Consider the following 20,294-nt stretch of genomic DNA (forward strand, 5'->3'; position numbering starts at 1 on the left):
GCAAATAGAACAAATGCGGTTCCAAGAATGGAGCCGCATTTGTTTTTATTTAGTAGATAGGAAAGTATAAAAAACTTTCCGCCGACATAAGAAGAACTAACACATTCGTTAAATGACGAATGAATGTGAGTTTTTCTAATATCAAATTAAAACGCCGCAGTCCAACCACCATCAGCTGTGACTACTGTACCATTTACAAAGCTTGATTCATCAGATGCTAGGAATAATGCAACTTGAGCGATTTCCTCAGGTTGTCCAACACGAGGAATAACACCTTGTACTGGTTTAGTACGTTCTATACCAAATGGATTAACATTTTTCATAGAAGCAGAAATATTTGTTGCTACAGCACCTGGTGCAATCGCATTACAACGGATGCCTTTTTGAGCATACATATAACCAGTGTTCTTTGTTAGACCAATAACTGCATGCTTAGATGCACCATAAGTTGCACCGGCATGAGCACCATTTAGTCCACCAGTTGAAGCAGTATTAATGATGTTTCCTTTGCCTTTTTCTAAGAAAATAGGAAGTGCTTTACGCATTGCACGCATAACACCTTTTGTATTGATATCAAAAATCAAATCCCAACGCTCATCTAGAATGTCTCCAACAGGCTCGAATCCATCCATGATTCCAGCATTGTTTACTAGAATATCTAAAGTTCCATAAGTACTCACTGCAGTATCAATCATGTTATCCACGTCTTCTTGTTTTGCAACGTTTACTTGCACTGCCGTAGCACTGCCACCATTTGCAGTGATACCGTTTACAACTTCTTGCGCTCCGTCTAAATTAAGGTCAGCTACGATTACTTTAGCACCTTCACTTGCATACAGTTCAGCAATTGCTTTTCCCATCCCGGATGCTGCACCTGTTACGACTGCTACTTTGTCTTTTAATTTCATTCTATTTTTCCTCCCTTTAGCTTGAAAAATTTTATTGAACATGTGTACATTAAAATTATATGATAGGCTTAGAAAATAAACAAACAACAAAAATTATAGAAACCGTTGGGTAATCAACACTTCGGTAGAATTTTGTTGATTAAAGGGGTGAAAAAATTTGAAACATGACTTAAGAGTAATTAAAACACAGGAAAGCTTGCGGCATGCATTATTAGAACTTTTGAAAGTAAAGCCTTTAGAGGATATTTCAATTGCAGAGTTATGTCGTTTAGCTCAAATTAATAGAGGGACTTTTTATTCGCATTATAAGAATGTACATCAAGTATTCAAGCACTATTTAGAGGTGATTGTGGAAGACTTCAGACGTGCTTATGAAGAGCCCTACATCAAAACAAGATTCAAAATCGAAAATATGAATGCGGACATGATACAAATCTTCCATCATGTAAAGAAGTATCAAGATTTTTATCAAATCGTATTTGATCACAGAATTCCAATGATGTACTACTATTTACTATTTGATTCGGTCAGAACATTTATAGAAGAATCCTTAGTGAAAAATCAAATTGACAAAGAGGAGGGAACCCTAGAGGACTATCTGTTGAGCTATCAAACGAATGCAATCCTTGGGCTATTGATAGAATGGCACCGAAAAGACTATCAAACAAACGCCGAAGAACTAAATAAACAATTAATTACAATAATTTCCCTAAACAGTCCATTCCGCAATTAAAAGCCATGGGGACAGGTTCACTGGCCTGATTAGCTAAAGGGATAATCTTTATATTTAGAATGGCATAACCAACTATTGAGAGATCAGCTACTGATAAAGTTGATAATCTAGTAGTACTTTTGGGAAGTGTAGAAAAGTAATAGCTATTAGGTGAAAAAAGTAGGCCGAGGAACCTGTCCCCATGGCACTAAATGTGGTAAAATAGTAATTTGGTACTATATTACATCAGAGGAGAATTAGTATGTCTATCGAAGAATTAAACAGTCAAACATTAAGGAAGAAAAATAAAGTTGTATTAATCATGTTGATTATCGCTACTATTTTGGGTACTGTCGTTGAGATGAGTTTAGATAAGCCACTACAACTTATATTGTTGATAGCAATAGGTGGAGGATTACTTTGTGGAGTTATAGCTTTTTTACATAATACAAATCGTTTATCGAATGCAATTTCTTATTTATCAATATTTGGTTTAGTGTTAATTGTCGGAGCTATTATGTTAGTTAGCCCTTCCGAGAACAATTTGTCATTAATTTACTTTTTATTAATTTGTTCTGCTTTATACATGAACCTTGTTCTCTATGCAATAGGGATAGTAAGTGGAATAGGTTTACTAATATTTGCCTTTTCATTTAACAAGGGTTTCTATTCGTCGGATATTACCACTTATTTAATGTTATTTTCTCTAGCTATTATTGTACTATTTTTCCAACAAAAAATAATGGGTAGCCTTGAGAAAAATCTCGCTTCCATGTCAGATGCTATGGCAGAAAAGTTAGAGGGAGAGTCGAAACAGCGTATTACTTTAGCAGAAAACTCTGAAGTTATTGCTAGTAATATGCATAAAGTAGAAGAGCAATCTGAAACAGAAAAAATTACATTTAATGAGATCAATGATGCACTACAAGAAGTTGCATCTGGAACACAGTCGCAAGGAAATTCGATAAGCAATATTATTGGAGCAATTGAGACTACAGCTAAAGAAGTGACACGGATGAATGGGGGAGTAAATCAGATAAGTGATTTTACAACCCAGATGTCAGAAGAAATTGATGAAGGTCGCTCACAATCTCAAGTATTAAATAACCAAATGGACGAATTCAAGCAATTTATCCAATCAACTGAGGAACAAATGAAGCAGCTTGGTGAGAATATTGAGTCTTCCCTTAGCTATATCGAATCGATTCAGGAGATAACTTCGCAAACCAATCTACTTGCACTGAATGCATCTATTGAAGCGGCAAGAGCTGGAGAAGCGGGTAAGGGATTCTCCGTTGTTGCGGAAGAAATTCGTAAACTAGCTGAGACAACGGATAAAACGGCAGTCCAAATTTCTTCTACATTAAACCAAGTTCATTTGAACAATCTGGAGACACAGGGACAAATGAATGTTGTTGCTAGTAAGATGGATGAAAATATAGAAGGAACGATGAAGAATCAAAACATCTTTGAATCGATTCAAAAATCGATTATTCAATTAAATGGAGAAGTCCAATCATTTGAAACTGTTGCTCATAATATCAATAAAGAAACAGGCTCTATCGAAGGGGCAGTCAATGAATTTGCTGCTATTTTAGAAGAAGCATCCGCCTCACTTGAAGAAATTTCAGCAACTGTTCAAACACAAACAAATAATAAAGAACAACTTGCACAATTAATACAAGAAACAAACAAAGCAACCCAAAACCTAACGAACCTATTTTAGGTCCATGGGGACGGGTTCCTTGGCATTTTAGTTATTAGAAGTAGGAGTGTTTCATATGCGTAACGAATCTGATATAGAATTAGAACAGGCGATGGTGAATGCCTTGGCTGTATTGAAGCAATCAGAAATGGATCTTGAAAAAAAGAATAATAATAAATACTGGGCAGAACTTACTCTGCCCTTTACACTTCATGACGGATTAAGTAAGTATACAAAAGCTGAATTGGATGAAATTCGAAAGTACTTAGATATAAAGCGTGCTAGTAGCTTGAGAAAACCGGAATTAATTCTTCGGATACAGGAAGCCTTACCTCTATTGTTGGAAAAGCTTTGTCTAAATCTGGATGAAGAGCGTTTCAATTTATTATCCCAAATGGCAAGTAACGGTGGGTATATTAATGCGCCAAAACTAGAACATGAACAAATCAGCTATCTACGTGCTACTGGGGTAGTATATACAGGAAAAAATAATGGAAATCAAGTTCTGGCATTGCCAACGGAGCTTATTGATACGATACTTTCTCTAACGAAGGATAAAAGAATACTAGAAACTATAAAAAGAAACACGGAATGGATAAAGCTTACACATGGTCTTTTGTATTATTATGGAACACTAGATATGAATAATTTAATAGACCTATTGGAAAAATATACAGAAAAGCCATTGATTCTACGAGATTATCTAACTGTCATGCATGATGCAAATACGTACCGAGTGGAACATAATGTTGACATGGAAGGATACTCTAATAGACGAGTATTTGACCCGAAAAAAGTGAAGCAGGAGCAACGAGCGAGAGCTGGCGTTTCCTTTTATCCATTTACTAAACAAGAATTACTTACTGCCGGAGAAATGGAGTTCGTGGATAGAAATGAAGGCTATCAAAGAATGGTCCAGTATATTGTAGGAAATTATGAAATAGATAAGGATGAAGCGGACAGTATAGTTGAGGAATGTGTATACGCGATTAGAATCGGACATGCTCCTAATGAAATCCTTGAATATTTAGGTACAAGACTAGAATTTATGAGTATGGAATCTGTTCAAGCGATGATGGCTCAAGTTATTCATGTAAAGAACCACACAAGGCAATGGTTTCTCAAAGGCTATGCACCTATTGAACTAGGAGAACAGGAGAAACCGTTTCTTCAATCAACACCAACAGCATCGGATAAAAAGCCGATACACACTGGTAAGAAAATTGGTAGAAATAAACCTTGCCCATGTGGAAGTGGGAAAAAGTATAAGAAATGTTGTGGCAGGTAACTGAACCTATTAACAACCAAAATTCAGTAGTTTAAACAGTATATCTGTTGAAGCGTTTAGAAAAAAGAAGTAATCGTACACCCAAATCAAAGGGGGCGGTTACTTCTTTTTACATAGGCTGCGATTAATCTAACAATAGGTACCAAGAAAATGAAACTCTTCCACTATTCTGAGCTGTTCTTTAAACCTGGCACCCTCGTATCAAATATACAAATCGACATAATATGACAAAAACCGGGAAGTGGCAGGCACCTAGGCCCCCCCCCCCCGGCAGGCCCTGTGCTCCGACACTCAGGCTAATTTAGGGTTTTCTCGAATTCTTTTGCTGTTACTGGTTTTCCGAATAGATATCCTTGGCCGAATACGTCTTGGTTACTGATTTCTAGTAGGGTAGTGAGTTGTTCTTCGGTTTCTACACCCTCAATGACGACTTTCAATTGTAAATTGAGTCCTATATTCATAATGGTTTTTACCATTGCTATATCTGTTTTGGAGAGATCTGTGATAAATGTTCGATCAATTTTGATTGTATCAATGGGCAAGCTTTTTAAGACAGAAAGAGAGGAGTATCCAGTACCAAAGTCATCGATGGATATATTTATTCCTATTTTGCGCAGCTCATTAAGAATTCTTGTAGAATCCTCTATATTTTGCATAATACTTTCCGTTATCTCTAATTCTAAAGCGCGTGGATTAACTTCAGTTTCTTCTAAAACTTTCTTCACACCATTCAAGAAATCCTTATGTTGAAACTGTCTTACAGAAACATTGACGGACATTGTTAGGTGATGAAAACCGTTGTTTTGCCATTCTATTAACTGTTTACAAGCATGGAAAAGAACCCAATTACCAATTGATACGACTTGTCCGGTCTCTTCTGCTAAAGGAATAAATTCGTCTGGTGGGATTACGCCAAATGTAGGGTGTTCCCAACGTAATAATGCTTCTGCACCTATAATCTTTCCGGTTTGCAAATCTACTTTAGGTTGGTAATGAAGAATGAATTCATTTTTGGAAACTGCCTGGGCTAATTCGTTCTCAAGCTGCATTTTTCGTGCAATCTCTTGATTTAATTCAGCGCTATACATTTCAAATTGATTTCTTCCTTTACTTTTTGCAAGATACATCGAGGTATCCGCATTTTTCAGTAAAGTTTCATAGGTAGTTCCATTCTCAGGATACATACTTATACCGATACTTGGGGTAATGGATATTTGATAGATACCAACAGTTAATGCTCTAGAAAAACTTTCTAAGATTGTCGTAGCAACTTCCTTACAATAGTCCACTGTTGCATCTTGAAGGATAATAATAAACTCATCTCCACCAACTCGGTATACACGATCACTAGTTGAAATAGACTGTTTTAATCTAACGGAGCCTTCCTGCAAAAGTTGATCACCGATTCCGTGTCCAAGTGTATCATTAACATTTTTAAAACGATCAAAATCTAATAGCATGATTGCAAATTTTCTTTGGTTTTCTTGCGCAAATGTAATTAAACTTTCTATATCTTTAAGATAACTGGCTCTGTTAAATAAGCCTGTAAGCTTGTCGTGATAGGCATGATACCATAGGTTATGAAGAAGCATACGATGCTTTTTCATGATAGATATTTGTCTGATTACGATGACAATTATAGATAAGAAAAGACCTATTTTTAAAGCATTCCAATCCCATCCTGTGCTTTGTAAGACAATAAAGGCGAGGTAGATAACACTCAGATTTAGCAGTAATCCACTATCTCTTTGGTTGAGAAAGGAATTGGAATGCCACTTTTTCTCTACCTCATAAACTTCAACATAAAAGTTACAGAACCCAATCAAAAGGATGGCTAGTAACCAAAGTGGGTATACGATGGTACCTGTTTCAAATAATCCGCTGACTAATAAATAAAGGTATAATGTATCTGCAATAATTTGGGTGAAGAAACCTAATGTTAGAAATAGAAATGTCTTATACTCCTCGGTATAACGGGTCATATAAAATATATAAATCGATAAAAATGCAATTCCTATATCAAGAATAGGGAATAGTACAAATACTGGAACAATGGATTGATAATCACTTGACAATTTAATGATTGGATCAATTAAATAATAATAACTGATTGAAATAGCCGCAATCATGAAAATTAATATATTAAATAAAAATGGACCCATGGAGAGAGATTTGTATAATAATTTAAGTTTATATAGTAATGCGATAAAGTAAAACATATACTCTGTTATTCGAATAATAAAGGAAACAGCAGGATAATCTGTATCACCATGAATCAATAGATTGACCAACCATATGAAGCTGGATAAGAAGTGAAGGGATAACCCAATTTTCATTAGTATAATAAAAATTCTATGTTTGATAGTTAAAATGCGGTAAGGTCTAATAAACCAATAAATAGAAATTGCTGCACCTATCATAGGAAATAGAGAAGCACCAAACACTTTCATCCAAGTATTATCCGTATAAAACCACAACCAACCATAAAAGCTAGCGAGGAAAAGGAGGATAAATACTGTAGCACTTTGCTTGTTTCTTGTCACGTTAGTCCCACCACTCTTTAAAAGATACTATATAATTAGTATCTTAGAAAAGAGCATGCGTATACTTTACTTTAACTAAATAAATAAATAATGATTTCTTGAGCCGCCTATCTATCGTGAAATTATGATGATAACTATCAATCAATAAAAAAATAACCCAGTTCGTTAAGAACGAGTTATGGAATAATTCAATGGTTAATTTTCTTCTTTATCTTAAATTTAATTCTTCATACTAACGGAAATAAACATGGAAGCATCTTGTTTCATAAATATTTGATTTCCATGATGGAAAGTCTTCGTTTCTGTGGAATTAAATCCAACTTCAGATAAATTTTGTTTCAATTCCTCATGAGAAAAACCATTATGAACTTTTGGATGATATATTTTATTATTCTTATCAAAATCAACAATAATAAGCTTGCCCCCACTATTCAAAAGGTTGAACATTTCTTGAAGGATTTTATTCGTATCTGGAATGTGTAGGAGTACGAGTGACATGAGAACGATGTCAGCCTTGCGTTCAGGAGTTTCTTGCGTGAAATCTGAATAAAGTACTGTTGCATTGGTAATACCATTGCGTACTATTTTACCCTTCGCAACCTCCAACATTTGTTCAGATGAATCCACCAACAAAATAGAGTCTACTAATTCTGGAAACTCTAAACTAATTAAACCAGTACCACTACCATAATCTATCAGTGACTTTGATTTACTATTTTCCAATTCCGTTCTAACTTCCTTAACAATTACTTTCGCTAATGCCTTTCTTTCCTCCGTATCGTATCTACTAGCCAACTGTTCAAAAACATTATTTTCCATCCATAATACACTCCTTATTCAGGCCATGGGGACGGGTTCCTCGGCCTTTTTAGTAAAATGATGAAGAGTAAGCATGCTCTACCAAAGTAGCGAAATCCCAAATGCAATCTCAGAGTGGTATAGTAGAAGTCCAGCAGCATATAATAAAAGCTGCTCGACAGTATTAGTTTCGTGGAAGAATCATGTGTTCAGGCGTGAGATTCTCACTTTCAGCGTAACAATTACATTAAATAACGCGATTCTTACCAGATGTCGAGTGCCCACGTATACAGCCACAACCTAGTTGGAAAAACCCCATTCTAGATTTACTCTCCATGCTTGTTATCTGTGTTGATCAACTAAAATCTGATTGCCATCTGGGTCCTCAATCGTAAAATGTGCAGGTCCTTCTGTAGACTCATCTACCTCCGTTGAAAATTTGATGCCTTTTGCTTTAAGTTCTTTTTGAATGTCACGAACGTCTGTAAAAGAGTCAAGGTTTTCAGCGTTTTGATTCCAACCTGGATTGAAGGTAAGGATATTTTTGTCAAACATTCCTTGGAAAAGGCCAATCACAGTACTACCATTTTTCATGATTAGCCAGTTTTGACTAATGTCTCCACCAAGTGTTTGAAAGCCTAGTGATTCATAAAATTCCTTTGATTTGTGGATGTCCTTTACCGTTAAACTGATTGAAAATGCTCCTAGGTTCATGGTTTGTCCTCCTTATTTATAGTTGTGATAAATTATATATTATGTAGACTACTGGATTTCACGTAAAAAATGTATATCTTCCATAGTAAGTGGCTGTCCACTAATCGTCGGCTTTATCTCTCCTGCTAGATTAATCTCACCATTTACTAAATTTTTCTCTGTAATAATACTTGGAATAGTATACTCAATCAGCTTTCCAGCTATATCATAAAATAAATAACCTTCCTTTTCATCAAAGATAAAGGAATTAATTTTCATATTAGGTGTGATGAATAAAGTTATCTTTTCTTGGTCGTTCCATATCATTTTGATTAGGACTTTTTTCTGTGTTTTCTTTTCTACTAGGGATTTCCAGGTAGTTAGTGGAGATGTTTCTTGCATGGTTTTCCTCCCTGTGTTCTTGATGGTTTCTCTATACTTTATAATAAGTATTTCCTTAAAAGTTAGTAGAACTCGGTTTAACTTAATAGTTTTTATTATAACAAAAATCATACCTAACGGTTAACCCTACGAAAGTTTGTAAAAATGTTCTGCCCTGATAACAATTTGATATAATAAATTAGATTTAGAATGAAAGGAGGTATTTTGATGACTAAAAAGACAAAACGTAAAAAGATATGGCGAATCGTAGGATTAGTAATAGGAATTATTGCTCTTATTTGGATTATTATTTTCTTTTTTCCGGTTTCTAAAAATACAGATTTACATAAATTTGATCGTGAAAGACCACTCGTCATTGCCCATGGTGGTGGAAATGATTTAGCACCATCAAACACATTAGCCGCATTTACAAATGCCCATGAATTAGGTGTTGATATGCTGGAGTTTGATATCCATATGACTAAGGATGATTATTTAGTTTCCATTCACGACCCAACAGTTGACCGCACGACGGATGGTCAGGGGAGAGTGAATGATATGACATTGGAAGAGGTCCAAGCGTTGGACGCAGGAGCTAACTTCCAGGACGTAAATGGAGAGTACAGTTATCGTGGGAAAGGCGTATATATTCCAACCGTGGATGAAATTTTTTCAACAATTAATGATTCAGATATGCTGTATACCATTGAAATTAAGGACTCTAATGATCCTGATTTATACCAGGAGATGAGTGTGTTATTGTGGAAACTAATCCAGGAATATGGTTTAGAAGAAAATGTGCTCATTGCAGCTTTTGACCAATCTATAATTGATATGGTATTAGAAGCTTCTGATGGCGAGGCACTTGTTAGTGGTGGACGGGATGAAATTACTAAGTTTGTAGTGTTCCATAAGTTGTTCTTAAACGGATTATATCAACAAGATGTTCATGCACTTCAAATTCCGACTGAAGATAGTAATATTAATCTTATGGATAAGAAGTTAATTCGTGGTGCGCATAATAGAGGAATGGACGTGCACTATTGGACGATTAATGATCCAGAGACAATGCAGGAATTAATAGATCTTGGTGTAGATGGGATTATGACGGATAGGCCGGATCTATTGATGGAGTTAATCGATAAATAAAAGGGGAGGGAAAACATTAGATTTTCCCTCCTTCCTTATGGTTTTTAATAAATAGTTTGTATATTGATTAATTCAATGACCTTATTATCTTCACCAGGATCAATGGATACAAGCTTCGTGTTTTCGATAAGGTCTGCATAAAATTCTTCTCCAGCAGGATAAACGCCATCCCATCGTAATGGAACGTTATAAACATTAATGGTACCATCCCCATTACCACTATATGTAACGGATCCATCCACTAAGCGAACACCTGCTAATTGAATAACATCTTCCGGATAAGTAGCACTGGTCTCGTCATCTGGGTTTAGTGGTGTACCAGCTGGAATATGTTGAGCATATAGTTCTTCCAATTCTTGATTTGGACCAAGTTGTAACCAGACACGTGCGTATTCAATTTGTTGACTAGAATACTCGGAAAGTAAATCTTGTTCTCCGGTTCCACCAGTATTTGTAGTTTCATTATCTGTTTCCTTGGAAGCGGTGTTATTCTCATCCTCAGTAACAGATTCCTCTGACTCACTTGCTGCAGTATCCTCATTTTCTGTTGCGACTTCCTCTGATGATTCTATGTCAGAATGGTCTTCTGGAGAAGCAGCAGTGGATTTATCCGTTGGCTCATCACTACAACCCACTAGCATAAATATTACCATACTGAAAATAAGAATCAGTGCTGTCTTTTTCATTCGTTAATCGATTCCCTTCGCTGTCATTTTTAGAAAACTAAATTATTAGTTTTCTAATAGTAGTTTAGCACAAAAAAATAAGGAGGGACTAGATTAGCCCCTTCATTCTTGTTGAATTTTACCATATTATTAGAATCACGATGAAACCAATAACCATAACAACTAACCCCACAGGAAATGCCAATCGTACATATTGTAGACTATTTATTTTTAGTTTTCCTGCTGCGATGGTGTTCGGAATATTACCTGGGATGAGTATCCCACCACTAATAATAAGTCCAAGTAGTAATGTCTTTATAGTAAGTTCATTCATTGCTGGGCTTACTTCAGACGCTGCAAGAGTATGAATTTCATAGTAAAGGATATTTGAAAAATTGGATACACAACTGGTTTGAAATTAAATTAAACTAAGGACTAAAGCGATGGAAAGTCCTATCACTATCCCTACATCTGGAGCAAAACTTTTCGTGTGCTTTCTTTTTTCAATGATAGTAATCATCTTTCCGAGTATTACCAATATAATTGCCGCGCTTAATACTGAACGGCTAAAAGTTGAACTGAAAGGAATGTCTGTTATTAAAACTATTATGGTTGGAATGATAACTAATAATATAGCAATGATGTATAAGGGTAATTTCCATTTATTCATTATGTAAAAGTGCCTCCCACTATCTTATCTTGTTATAAAATCACAATAGGATTTAACATCAATAAAATGCTCATTTAAAATCAAATCCTATGATATGACATACGTTCCAAATAAATCACCTGTTTTTATTTGGAAAAACATGCCTTTCTCATTTTCAGACTTGTTCTCTTCATTATATTATCATTTGTGATTTCAATCCAATTGATATTCCTTTGATTGCTATCTTGCTGGGGCACTTTGGTTGCCCGTATTGTCTCGTCGTCTTTAATGATGAAAGCTATATCACTTTTGTGTAAGTTACTAGGATTGATGTTTGCAGTAATTGCGTCTGCATATGGGGCTATAAAAGCACCAATATATTCTACTTTTTGTTGGTATAGGAATTCGTTAATCATGCGTATCCTCTAAATATAAGGACGTACACTACGTCATTATCCTTGAAACTTGGATTTCATTTGGTTAGTTATATCTACGAATGTAATTTTAAAAGGTTTCACTAAGATGAAGAGCCTTTGAATACAGTCATTTTAACTTTTATATTGGCCCTTATTGTTAAAGAAATTTTACACTTGTTTGTTCCCTTGACAGTATATTATCTGAAATCTATTCTTATAATTGTAGAACGTTTATTTATTAGGAGGACCAAATGAAAAAAGATATACACGTAGTCGGAGCAGTAATAGTAAATGAAGGAAAAATATTATGTGCACAAAGAGGCCCGGAAAAATCCTTACCTTACAAATGGGAATTTCCTGGTGGTAAAATAGAAAGTGGGGAGCTACCTAAAGAAGCGCTACAAAGAGAAATAAAAGAGGAAATGAAATGTAAGATTCAAGTTGGAGATAAGGTTGAACATACCAGTTATGAATATGATTTTGGAATTGTTCATTTGACAACCTATATTTGTAAGCTTGAGGAAGGAAACCCTGTGCTGACTGAACATGTCAATATTGAATGGTTACAACCAAATGAGTTACCATCATTAGACTGGGCACCAGCTGACATCCCTGCAATTGAAAAACTAAGTAAAGAGTTCAATTTTTAAGCTATTCAGGTATATTGAATAGCTTTTTGTCGATATTTTTTCTTGTGGAAGGTGGTTATTTCATGGATCAACTTGTAAGGGATTTAAAGTCAGCATTGCACAAAGGATTTATTGATAGAAAAATAAGTAATTATGGAAGATATTCTCCTAAATTATTAATTAATAACCAAAAGAACAATGAGAATGTCTTAACATCTATTTTAGAGGAACTAGATAGCTGTAATACTTTTCTGTTCTCAGTTGCATTTATTACAGAGAGTGGTCTGGCTACTTTGAAGTCTCATTTATTAGACTTAAAAAGAAAAGGAATTTCTGGAAAAATATTAACCTCAACATTTTTGAACTTCAATCAGCCAAAGGTATTTAAGGAATTATTAAAAATAACCAATGTTGAAGTCCGATTAGCTGATGTTGAGGGATTTCATTCAAAGGGATACATATTTGAAAAAGATAACCGTTATTCTTTAATCGTTGGAAGCTCAAATTTAACTGCACAAGCATTAAAGGTTAATCATGAATGGAATGTAAAGCTAACATCTCATGAAAATGGTGATCTAATTCAGCACTTTAAGAAGCAATTTGAACAAATATGGGAGCAAAGTACTTCTTTAAATGATGGGTGGATATACGAGTACGAGAAAAGATATACTCCAATAGATTTCAAGACTGCTGAGAAAGTTCTTGATTTTCCGGAGGATTATAATAAAAATCCACTTGAGGATGCGCTAAAGATTAATCCCAATAAGATGCAGCAAGCAGCTTTAAAACAAATTGCTGATGTAAGGGCTAGAGGGCTAGACAAAGGATTAGTAATTTCTTCAACTGGAACAGGTAAAACATATCTGTCTGCCTTTGATGTAAGACGTTTTGCGCCAAAGCGAATGTTATTTATCGTTCATCGTGAGCAAATTCTTAATCAGGCGAAATCTGATTTTAAGCGGGTTTTAGGTGGTTTGGAAAAGGACTTTGGAATTCTGTCTGGCTCAAGTAAGCAAACAAATGCTAGATATTTATTTGCAACGATCCAAACGATATCCAAGCAAGAAAACCTAGAGAGCTTTGAACGTGATGAATTTGATTATATTTTAATTGATGAAGTGCATAAAGCTGGTGCAAAATCCTATCTGAAAGTTATTGACTACTTTAAACCAAAGTTTCTAATGGGAATGACTGCTACGCCAGAAAGAACTGATGATTTTAACATTTATGAGCTCTTTGACTATAACATAGCCTATGAAATTAGACTGCAGGAAGCATTAGAAGAGGATATGCTTTGCCCGTTTCATTATTTTGGAGTAACTGATTTTGAATTTGACGGTGAACTTATAGACGATACTACAATCCTTTCAAAATTGGTAACGGAAGAACGTGTAAGTCATATTTTGGATAAGGTTAATTATTATGGTTATTCAGGTGAAGAGGTTAGAGGGTTAATGTTCTGTAGTCGTAAGGATGAAGCGGTTAAGCTTTCCCAAGCTTTAAATAATAGGGGTCTAAGAACTGTTGCTTTAACTGGTGATAACTCACAGGAAGAAAGAATGTGGCAGGTAGCTAGATTGGAAAACGGTGCCCTGGATTACATTTTAACAGTAGATATTTTCAATGAGGGTATTGATATACCTAGTATCAATCAGGTCGTCATGCTAAGACAGACACAATCTAGTATTATCTTTATCCAACAACTGGGAAGAGGACTTAGAAAGCATGAAACAAAGGATTTTGTTACAATTATTGATTTTATTGGTAACTACAAGAATAATTACCTTATTCCAATTGCTCTTTCCGGAGATAAGTCTCAGAATAAAGATAATATCAGAAGACATACTTCCGAAACTAGTTATATTAAGGGGATATCAACTGTAAACTTTGAAGAGGTTGCTAGAAAACAAATATTTAAATCAATAAATAGTAGCAATCTAACAGCAATAAAAGTATTGAGAGAAGCGTATATGGAGTTGAAAAATAGGTTAGGAAGAGTACCCGATATAATTGATTTCATTACAAACCATTCTATTGATCCGGTTGTTATAGTTGATAAATATAAAAACTACTATCAATTTCTACTAAAGATGGACGAAGAAGTTCGAAGTATAAATGTTTATGAAGAAAAAGTATTAACAATGCTTTCAATTGAATTATTAAATGGCAAGCGTAAGCATGAATTATTACTTTTGAAGATGCTTTTCGAAAATGGAAAAGTTCCTGAAAATGAATATCTAGATAAATTAAGAGAAACAAGATGTTCAACGGATAAAAAAACTTTAGAATCTATACGTCGTATTTTTGATCTGTCATTTTTCACTCAATCTGATAAGAAGAAGTATGGAGAACACCCAATTATACTATTGGAAGATGATAAAAGTTACACATTTAATGAATCTATCATAAGTAGTCTTAGTTCCAATGAATACTTCCATCATTTAGTAAGTGATATTGTAGTTAGTGGACTAGAGAAGAGTAATAAATATAACTGTAGTCAGCCACTTACTTTATATGAGAAGTATTCAAGAAAAGATGCCTGTAAACTTCTTAATTGGGACAATGATGAAAGTTCTACTATGTATGGCTATAAAACTAAGCATGATACATGTCCGATTTTTGTAACTTATCATAAGGATGATGAAGTAGAATCAAGTGTAGCATACGGGGATGAATTCATTAGTCCAGATACATTTAAATGGTATACTAGAAGTAATAGGTCACTTCAATCTGAAGAAGTTCAGAAGATTATCCATGCTGAAGAAAGAAACATGGACATTCATATCTTTATTAAAAAAGATGATGACGAAGGAAGTAATTTTTACTACCTTGGAAAGTCAAATCCGGATAAAGAAACGGTTGAACAGGACACGATGCTTGATAAAAAAGGAAATAAAATCCCGGTTGTTCATATGAATATGATTATGGAAAAGCCTGTTGAGAATAATCTATATGGGTATATTGTTGAAGGTGTAAATTAATAAAGAAAGCAGAAGTAACCTTGGGGAGGGACTTCTGCTTTTTAATTTATATAAAGTAGGTGGAATGATGACTAAAGTTATCAAAAGAAAAAAGTACTGTACTCAGCAGTTGAAAGAATCTATGTAAAAATATTGGAAATTTCATTTTATGGCCTTTTATTAGGAAGAATATTACAAAATTCGTGGTAATTTGATAATATTAATATTAAGAACATAAAAGAGCATTCTTACAATAAACATACACTTAGAATTTAAAATAGGGAGGATACTTATGCAATCTACTAATATGGAAACTAATTGGACTAATGTTGCTTGTGCAAGTGCTGCATCATCTTGGAATGGATATACCTATCAGGGAAAAGTTGCAGTGTATACTATGCTTTGTCTAATCAACCAACTAGGAGCTCGTAATGAAGATGTAAATTTTTACTCTCTTGAAATAGAGTTGTTTGAAGATTTTTCAATTAAGTACGACAACCAATACTTTTCAATACATCAAGTAAAGTCGTATCAAGATAAGAAAACTATTGGTGGATTTAAAGCAACTGTTCTCGAATTATTAGGAAAATGTCTCATTGAACCAACAGTCAAGGAAGCAAGTCTTCATACAGCGATCAATATAAAAGACTTTGCTATTAAGGATATAATAACGGACCTAATAGCCTATGAGCCTGATAAAAAGAAAGATCTATTAAATCATTTTAAAAAACTGCTATTTGATGAAAATAAATTCAATGAGGCATGGGATAAGCTTAAAATTAATGTGTACAATGGGGAGGTAAATGTTCATAGGGTTGTTCAAGTTGATGAAATTAACGACAAAATAAAAGAACAAATAAAGATATTTCTTCAAAATGATATACATAGGGATTCATCAACAATTAGTAGTGAAAATATTGATTATGCTTACTCAAACTTACTCCATACAATAAATAATCTCATAGCTGATATTCATATGAAAAAGCAAACAAATCCAATTATTACATTTACTGAAGTACTAAAAATTCTTCAGAATGATAGTGTTTTTAATCTAACGAATGAAACGGTTGCTAGCTTACTCATGGATGATTTAACTACATATTTTGAGGAGTACTGTGAAGAACAAGAAATTGACCTTGAGTTAGATGACGAAAAGGCAAAGATATGGACCCATCATATAGACATATTAAAATTATTGTCACCCGAAGATTTTGTGCTCATTTGTAGGAAAATTGCACCGAACATCTCTATAAAAAAGTCAAATTCTATTAGTATAACAGAATATAAAAGACTTATGGATCAACATGGAGTTAAGCAGATGTTATTTGAGTGTATATTTACTTTCCATCATTTGTTAGAAGCAGCAACAATAAAAAATGATATTCTTCTAATAAAGAAAAGTAAGGCATCTAACTTGATTACCCTTATTCTAAACCAAGGTAAGAATGCTTGTTCCAAAGTAGGCAAGGATATTTTTAATAATTTTAATCATGATGAAACTCTTTTAGAGCTGCTTTTTGAAGTGGAGACCTATATTAATAAATCAATTAATGAGGAGTATACAGGAACCATTACAGATGTGGAATCGGATACAGATTTACAGAATAAGGAGAAATTCACTGGCACAAAAAGGATAAAATTTATGGATATAAATACTGCAATGGAGGAATTTAAACCGCATGCATAACCTAATTAATAGTATCTTCAAAGAAGCAGAATTTGATAATAATGAAAGAATTAACTTTAAAGGTGACTTTTCAGCAAACTTTTCTTTTTTCACAAGGACACATAATAATAAATTTGATTTTTATCTAGTTGCTAACTTTAAAGAGGGAGAGATAAAACTTGATAGTTTAAAGAAACAATTAGATCAATGTTTTGAATCAATTCTTGAAGAAATGAATGAAACAGGCATAGATAAGAATCTTTCATTTCTACTACTTCTTGAGACTGAATCTATCGACAATTCGATTGAACGGATAAGATATATTTATAATCTAGAAGAAGACCCATATGACTTTAAGAAATATGTACTAACATATACTAAAAGTCAAGTTGATGCTTTGAAAACGTATATAGAAGAAAACGCACAACTTCCTCTAATTACAACACTTAATAATCTTTTGCAAGAGAAAACGTTATTTGCTTCTTTTAAAAAGAAGGAAGAAGACAGAAGCACTACAGAAAAACAAGAAGTTTTATTGTACGATTTAATATCAAAGTTATTCATAAAAATACCATTTCTTAGCGTGATAATAAAGCAAGAATGTCTAGATAGCTTAAAGCAAGAAATAGATGAAAGTCTGAATCAAACTCAAGCAGAAATAGTAAATTTAATCCTTGAACAACATTCAAATGATCCTGAACTTCATATAGACGGTATTTTGAATAAGATGGGGGTTGAATATAATGAATAGTATACTAAAAATATCTAGGGTCTACATTGAAAACTTCAAATCGATTGAAAAATCATGTCTTGAATTTAATAATCAAACGGTTACAATTCTTGATGGCCCAAACGGGTTCGGTAAAACCAGTATTTATGATGTCATAGAACTTGTATTGACAGGTAGTATCAGGAGAATTAAACAATTGAAAATAAACGTTGGAAATCGCGGATATGATGATTACTTGTTTGCTAAAGATCAATCTAAATCAATTATTTTAAAAGTTGAACTTGAAGTATTTGATTCTGAATTAAAATTAACTAAAAGAATCGTTGTTGGACGGAAAATTAAACCTAATTTACTAAATAGATCAAGGAAGAGACCTTTTGATTTTGACTATACTGTCCATTTGCTAGAAAATTTTGATGAGAGCTTAACAGATCAAAATAAGTCCTCTCAAACTGTAATTGAGCATCTATTTGGGGTTTCTGATTTTGAATCTAAGTTCGGTTTATATCACTATATTGAACAAGAAGAATCAAGTCATTTGCTGAAAAAAAATGAAAAAGAAAGAATGGATTCAATAAGTAAACTTTTTAATATTGAATCTGAAGTGAATGAACGAGATATTCTTGAAAAGGCTAAAAATAAATTAATCCATCATAAAACAAGCTTAAGTAAAAAAATAGGTGACATTACCATAGATTCTACTACTGCCGAAGAGAATATACAATCATCAGAAGTTGAATATTCTCAGTTGATTAATATTCCTTCAAATAAAATTGTGTGGGATCAAGAAATTATTAAACCATTGGATAAAGAAAATAAAGCCGCGTATTTGGAACAACTAGCGTCTATAAAAGGCTTAATAAATAATTTTAATGAGTTTAAGATAGAGTCCCAAAACGAAAGGATTCGAGGTATTGCTTCAAAGGAACAAAAACTATCAGCATTAGTTGTTTTGGGACACTTTGAAGAAGAATTAGAGCAAATCAAGAACAAGCATAATTTGAAAAAGAAGTTTGAAAATACCAAAATGAAGATTGAGAAAAAAGAAATCTTTACAATGGATTTAAATTGGAATTTAGTCTATGAACATTTTAGACTATCTATTAGTAAAGCGGACCTCATTCAAAAGATAAATTTTATTAAAGGATTACAAACGAATTCTAGTAATCTCTCAAGTGTAGTAGAAAAATTACTTTTAACTAGAAAAGATCTTATACTAAAATATGAAGATTATATTAAAAACAAACAAATTGATGGTAACGATTGTCCACTGTGCGGAAGAGAATGGGAATCATATCATGAACTCATTACACAAATTGATAACAAAACTGAATTATTAAAAAAGGAACTTGATAATTCTTCTGCGATTATTCTTAAGGAAATTGACAATCTATATGACCAACATTTGACTCAATTAGTTACCCAATTAGATGAAATTATAAAGAAATCCATTGATGATACATTCTTTAAACAGCTAAATGAATATAAAGTGTTAAATGTTGATTTTAATGCAGCGAAGAAATTCTTTAATGAGTTAAATATTGATATTTCGACTTACTTCAATAATGAAAAGGATTTCGTAAATAATCTAAGTGAGAGAGTGGAGAGTATAAAGGAAATATTGTACAGTAAACTTTCTAAAAGTAAACTAGAAATCGATAGATTTAATGAATATAAAGAACTTTATAGAAATATTTTTGCTAGCAATGAAGAGTTACTTAAAGATATAAGTGTTACGGGTATTGATCAAAAGAAACAATATATTGAATATATGTACTATTTGCAATCAAGTGAATCATTTATTAGGCATCAAAGATTAGTTAAACAGTTCAAGCTAGTTGACGAATCTATAAAATCCCTTACTGAGTCCATTGGTATCTATAATGAAAAAATAAATGGATACCGTGCTAAGATGATTAGTGAAATTGAAATACCATTTTATATTTATAGTGGAAAAGTAATTCAAAACCATCAAAGAGGAATAGGGGTATTTATTAAAGAAGACCCAAACGAACAAACCGGCGACCCACAATTAAAGGCAATAAATTTTGTTCCACCTGAGAAAACGGATCATGATATAATGCATTCATTTAGTTCTGGTCAGTTGTCCGCAACCGTACTTGCTTTTTCTTTAGCTTTAAATAAGGTTTATAATAATAGTGGTTTGGGAACTTTACTTATAGACGACCCAATCCAAACAATGGATGAAATAAATATGGCTTCATTTGTTGAATTGCTAAGAAATGATTTCTACGATAGACAGATTATTTTATCCACTCACGAAGATAAGATATCAATGTATATCCGGTATAAGTTTTTAAAGTACGGATATAAAACTGGAAATATAAATGTTAAAGAGGAATTTTATTGAATAAAAGTATGAAACTACTAATATTACTTTA

Annotated in this window: 18 protein-coding genes; 9 read left to right on the top strand and 9 right to left on the bottom strand. The window is 33.4% G+C overall.

Annotated elements, in window-relative coordinates:
• Positions 1-146: 146 nt before the first annotated feature.
• Positions 147-908 carry an SDR family oxidoreductase gene (locus K332_RS0120180; RefSeq protein ID WP_026909100.1) on the bottom strand — a complete coding sequence of 254 codons (762 nt, stop codon included), beginning with the start codon at positions 906-908 and terminating at the stop codon, positions 147-149.
• A 157-nt stretch (positions 909-1,065) separates the two neighbouring features.
• On the opposite strand from K332_RS0120180, the gene K332_RS0120185 reads away from it, so the two are divergent.
• The 3 genes from K332_RS0120185 to K332_RS0120195 all read left to right on the top strand — a co-directional run bounded on the left by K332_RS0120185 (position 1,066) and on the right by K332_RS0120195 (position 4,613).
• On the top strand, positions 1,066-1,641 hold the full coding sequence (locus K332_RS0120185; protein ID WP_026909101.1) for a TetR/AcrR family transcriptional regulator: 576 nt from the start codon (positions 1,066-1,068) through the stop codon (positions 1,639-1,641).
• A gap of 241 nt (positions 1,642-1,882) precedes the next feature.
• Positions 1,883-3,346 carry a methyl-accepting chemotaxis protein gene (locus tag K332_RS0120190; protein ID WP_026909102.1) on the top strand — a complete coding sequence of 488 codons (1,464 nt, stop codon included), beginning with the start codon at positions 1,883-1,885 and terminating at the stop codon, positions 3,344-3,346.
• A 55-nt stretch (positions 3,347-3,401) separates the two neighbouring features.
• On the top strand, positions 3,402-4,613 hold the full coding sequence (locus K332_RS0120195; protein WP_084288188.1) for a Rho termination factor N-terminal domain-containing protein: 1,212 nt from the start codon (positions 3,402-3,404) through the stop codon (positions 4,611-4,613).
• Between the two features lie 296 nt (positions 4,614-4,909).
• Here K332_RS0120195 and K332_RS0120200 read toward each other — a convergent pair whose 3' ends face one another.
• From K332_RS0120200 to K332_RS0120215, 4 genes are all read right to left on the bottom strand, one after another.
• Positions 4,910-7,156: a putative bifunctional diguanylate cyclase/phosphodiesterase gene (locus K332_RS0120200; RefSeq protein ID WP_084288191.1), complete on the bottom strand. Its 2,247-nt coding sequence runs from the start codon at positions 7,154-7,156 to the stop codon at positions 4,910-4,912.
• Positions 7,157-7,375: 219 nt separating this feature from the next.
• The gene (locus K332_RS0120205; RefSeq protein WP_026909105.1) at positions 7,376-7,975 is read right to left on the bottom strand and encodes a class I SAM-dependent methyltransferase; all 600 of its coding nucleotides are present in this window, start codon (positions 7,973-7,975) and stop codon (positions 7,376-7,378) included.
• 321 nt (positions 7,976-8,296) lie between these two features.
• A complete protein-coding gene (locus K332_RS0120210; RefSeq protein ID WP_026909106.1) occupies positions 8,297-8,668 on the bottom strand; it encodes a VOC family protein in 372 nt (123 codons plus the stop codon).
• A gap of 48 nt (positions 8,669-8,716) precedes the next feature.
• On the bottom strand, positions 8,717-9,049 hold the full coding sequence (locus K332_RS0120215; protein ID WP_026909107.1) for a hypothetical protein: 333 nt from the start codon (positions 9,047-9,049) through the stop codon (positions 8,717-8,719).
• Between the two features lie 207 nt (positions 9,050-9,256).
• On the opposite strand from K332_RS0120215, the gene K332_RS0120220 reads away from it, so the two are divergent.
• On the top strand, positions 9,257-10,177 hold the full coding sequence (locus tag K332_RS0120220) for a glycerophosphodiester phosphodiesterase family protein (protein ID WP_245604780.1): 921 nt from the start codon (positions 9,257-9,259) through the stop codon (positions 10,175-10,177).
• 44 nt (positions 10,178-10,221) lie between these two features.
• On the opposite strand, the gene K332_RS0120225 is transcribed toward K332_RS0120220, so the two are convergent.
• The 4 genes from K332_RS0120225 to K332_RS23030 all read right to left on the bottom strand — a co-directional run bounded on the left by K332_RS0120225 (position 10,222) and on the right by K332_RS23030 (position 11,907).
• Positions 10,222-10,863 carry a hypothetical protein gene (locus K332_RS0120225; protein WP_026909109.1) on the bottom strand — a complete coding sequence of 214 codons (642 nt, stop codon included), beginning with the start codon at positions 10,861-10,863 and terminating at the stop codon, positions 10,222-10,224.
• Between the two features lie 118 nt (positions 10,864-10,981).
• Positions 10,982-11,227, bottom strand: coding sequence for a DUF1646 family protein (locus tag K332_RS0120230; RefSeq protein WP_342665485.1), 246 nt, complete (start codon positions 11,225-11,227; stop codon positions 10,982-10,984).
• Positions 11,228-11,260: 33 nt separating this feature from the next.
• Entirely contained in the window at positions 11,261-11,512 is a 252-nt protein-coding gene (locus K332_RS0120235; RefSeq protein ID WP_026909111.1) for a hypothetical protein, read from the bottom strand.
• A gap of 125 nt (positions 11,513-11,637) precedes the next feature.
• The gene (locus K332_RS23030) at positions 11,638-11,907 is read right to left on the bottom strand and encodes a hypothetical protein (RefSeq protein WP_084288194.1); all 270 of its coding nucleotides are present in this window, start codon (positions 11,905-11,907) and stop codon (positions 11,638-11,640) included.
• 251 nt (positions 11,908-12,158) lie between these two features.
• Here K332_RS23030 and K332_RS0120245 point away from each other — a divergent pair, with 251 nt between their 5' ends.
• From K332_RS0120245 to K332_RS0120265, 5 genes are all read left to right on the top strand, one after another.
• Complete coding sequence (locus tag K332_RS0120245) at positions 12,159-12,557, top strand: (deoxy)nucleoside triphosphate pyrophosphohydrolase (RefSeq protein WP_026909112.1); 399 nt, start codon at positions 12,159-12,161, stop codon at positions 12,555-12,557.
• Between the two features lie 62 nt (positions 12,558-12,619).
• The gene (locus K332_RS0120250; RefSeq protein WP_026909113.1) at positions 12,620-15,517 is read left to right on the top strand and encodes a DEAD/DEAH box helicase; all 2,898 of its coding nucleotides are present in this window, start codon (positions 12,620-12,622) and stop codon (positions 15,515-15,517) included.
• A gap of 271 nt (positions 15,518-15,788) precedes the next feature.
• Positions 15,789-17,183, top strand: a complete 1,395-nt coding sequence (locus K332_RS0120255) for an ABC-three component system protein (protein WP_026909114.1) — start codon at positions 15,789-15,791, stop codon at positions 17,181-17,183.
• Positions 17,176-17,913, top strand: coding sequence for an ABC-three component system middle component 1 (locus K332_RS0120260; RefSeq protein ID WP_026909115.1), 738 nt, complete (start codon positions 17,176-17,178; stop codon positions 17,911-17,913). Before K332_RS0120255 ends, K332_RS0120260 begins: the two co-directional genes overlap by 8 nt.
• Entirely contained in the window at positions 17,906-20,263 is a 2,358-nt protein-coding gene (locus K332_RS0120265) for an AAA family ATPase (RefSeq protein ID WP_026909116.1), read from the top strand. The genes K332_RS0120260 and K332_RS0120265 overlap by 8 nt, the downstream gene beginning before the upstream one ends.
• The last annotated feature ends 31 nt before the right edge of the window (positions 20,264-20,294 follow it).

Origin of the sequence: Paucisalibacillus globulus DSM 18846, from assembly GCF_000482485.1 — a bacterium.
Classification (GTDB): Bacteria; Bacillota; Bacilli; order Bacillales; family Amphibacillaceae; genus Ornithinibacillus; species Ornithinibacillus globulus.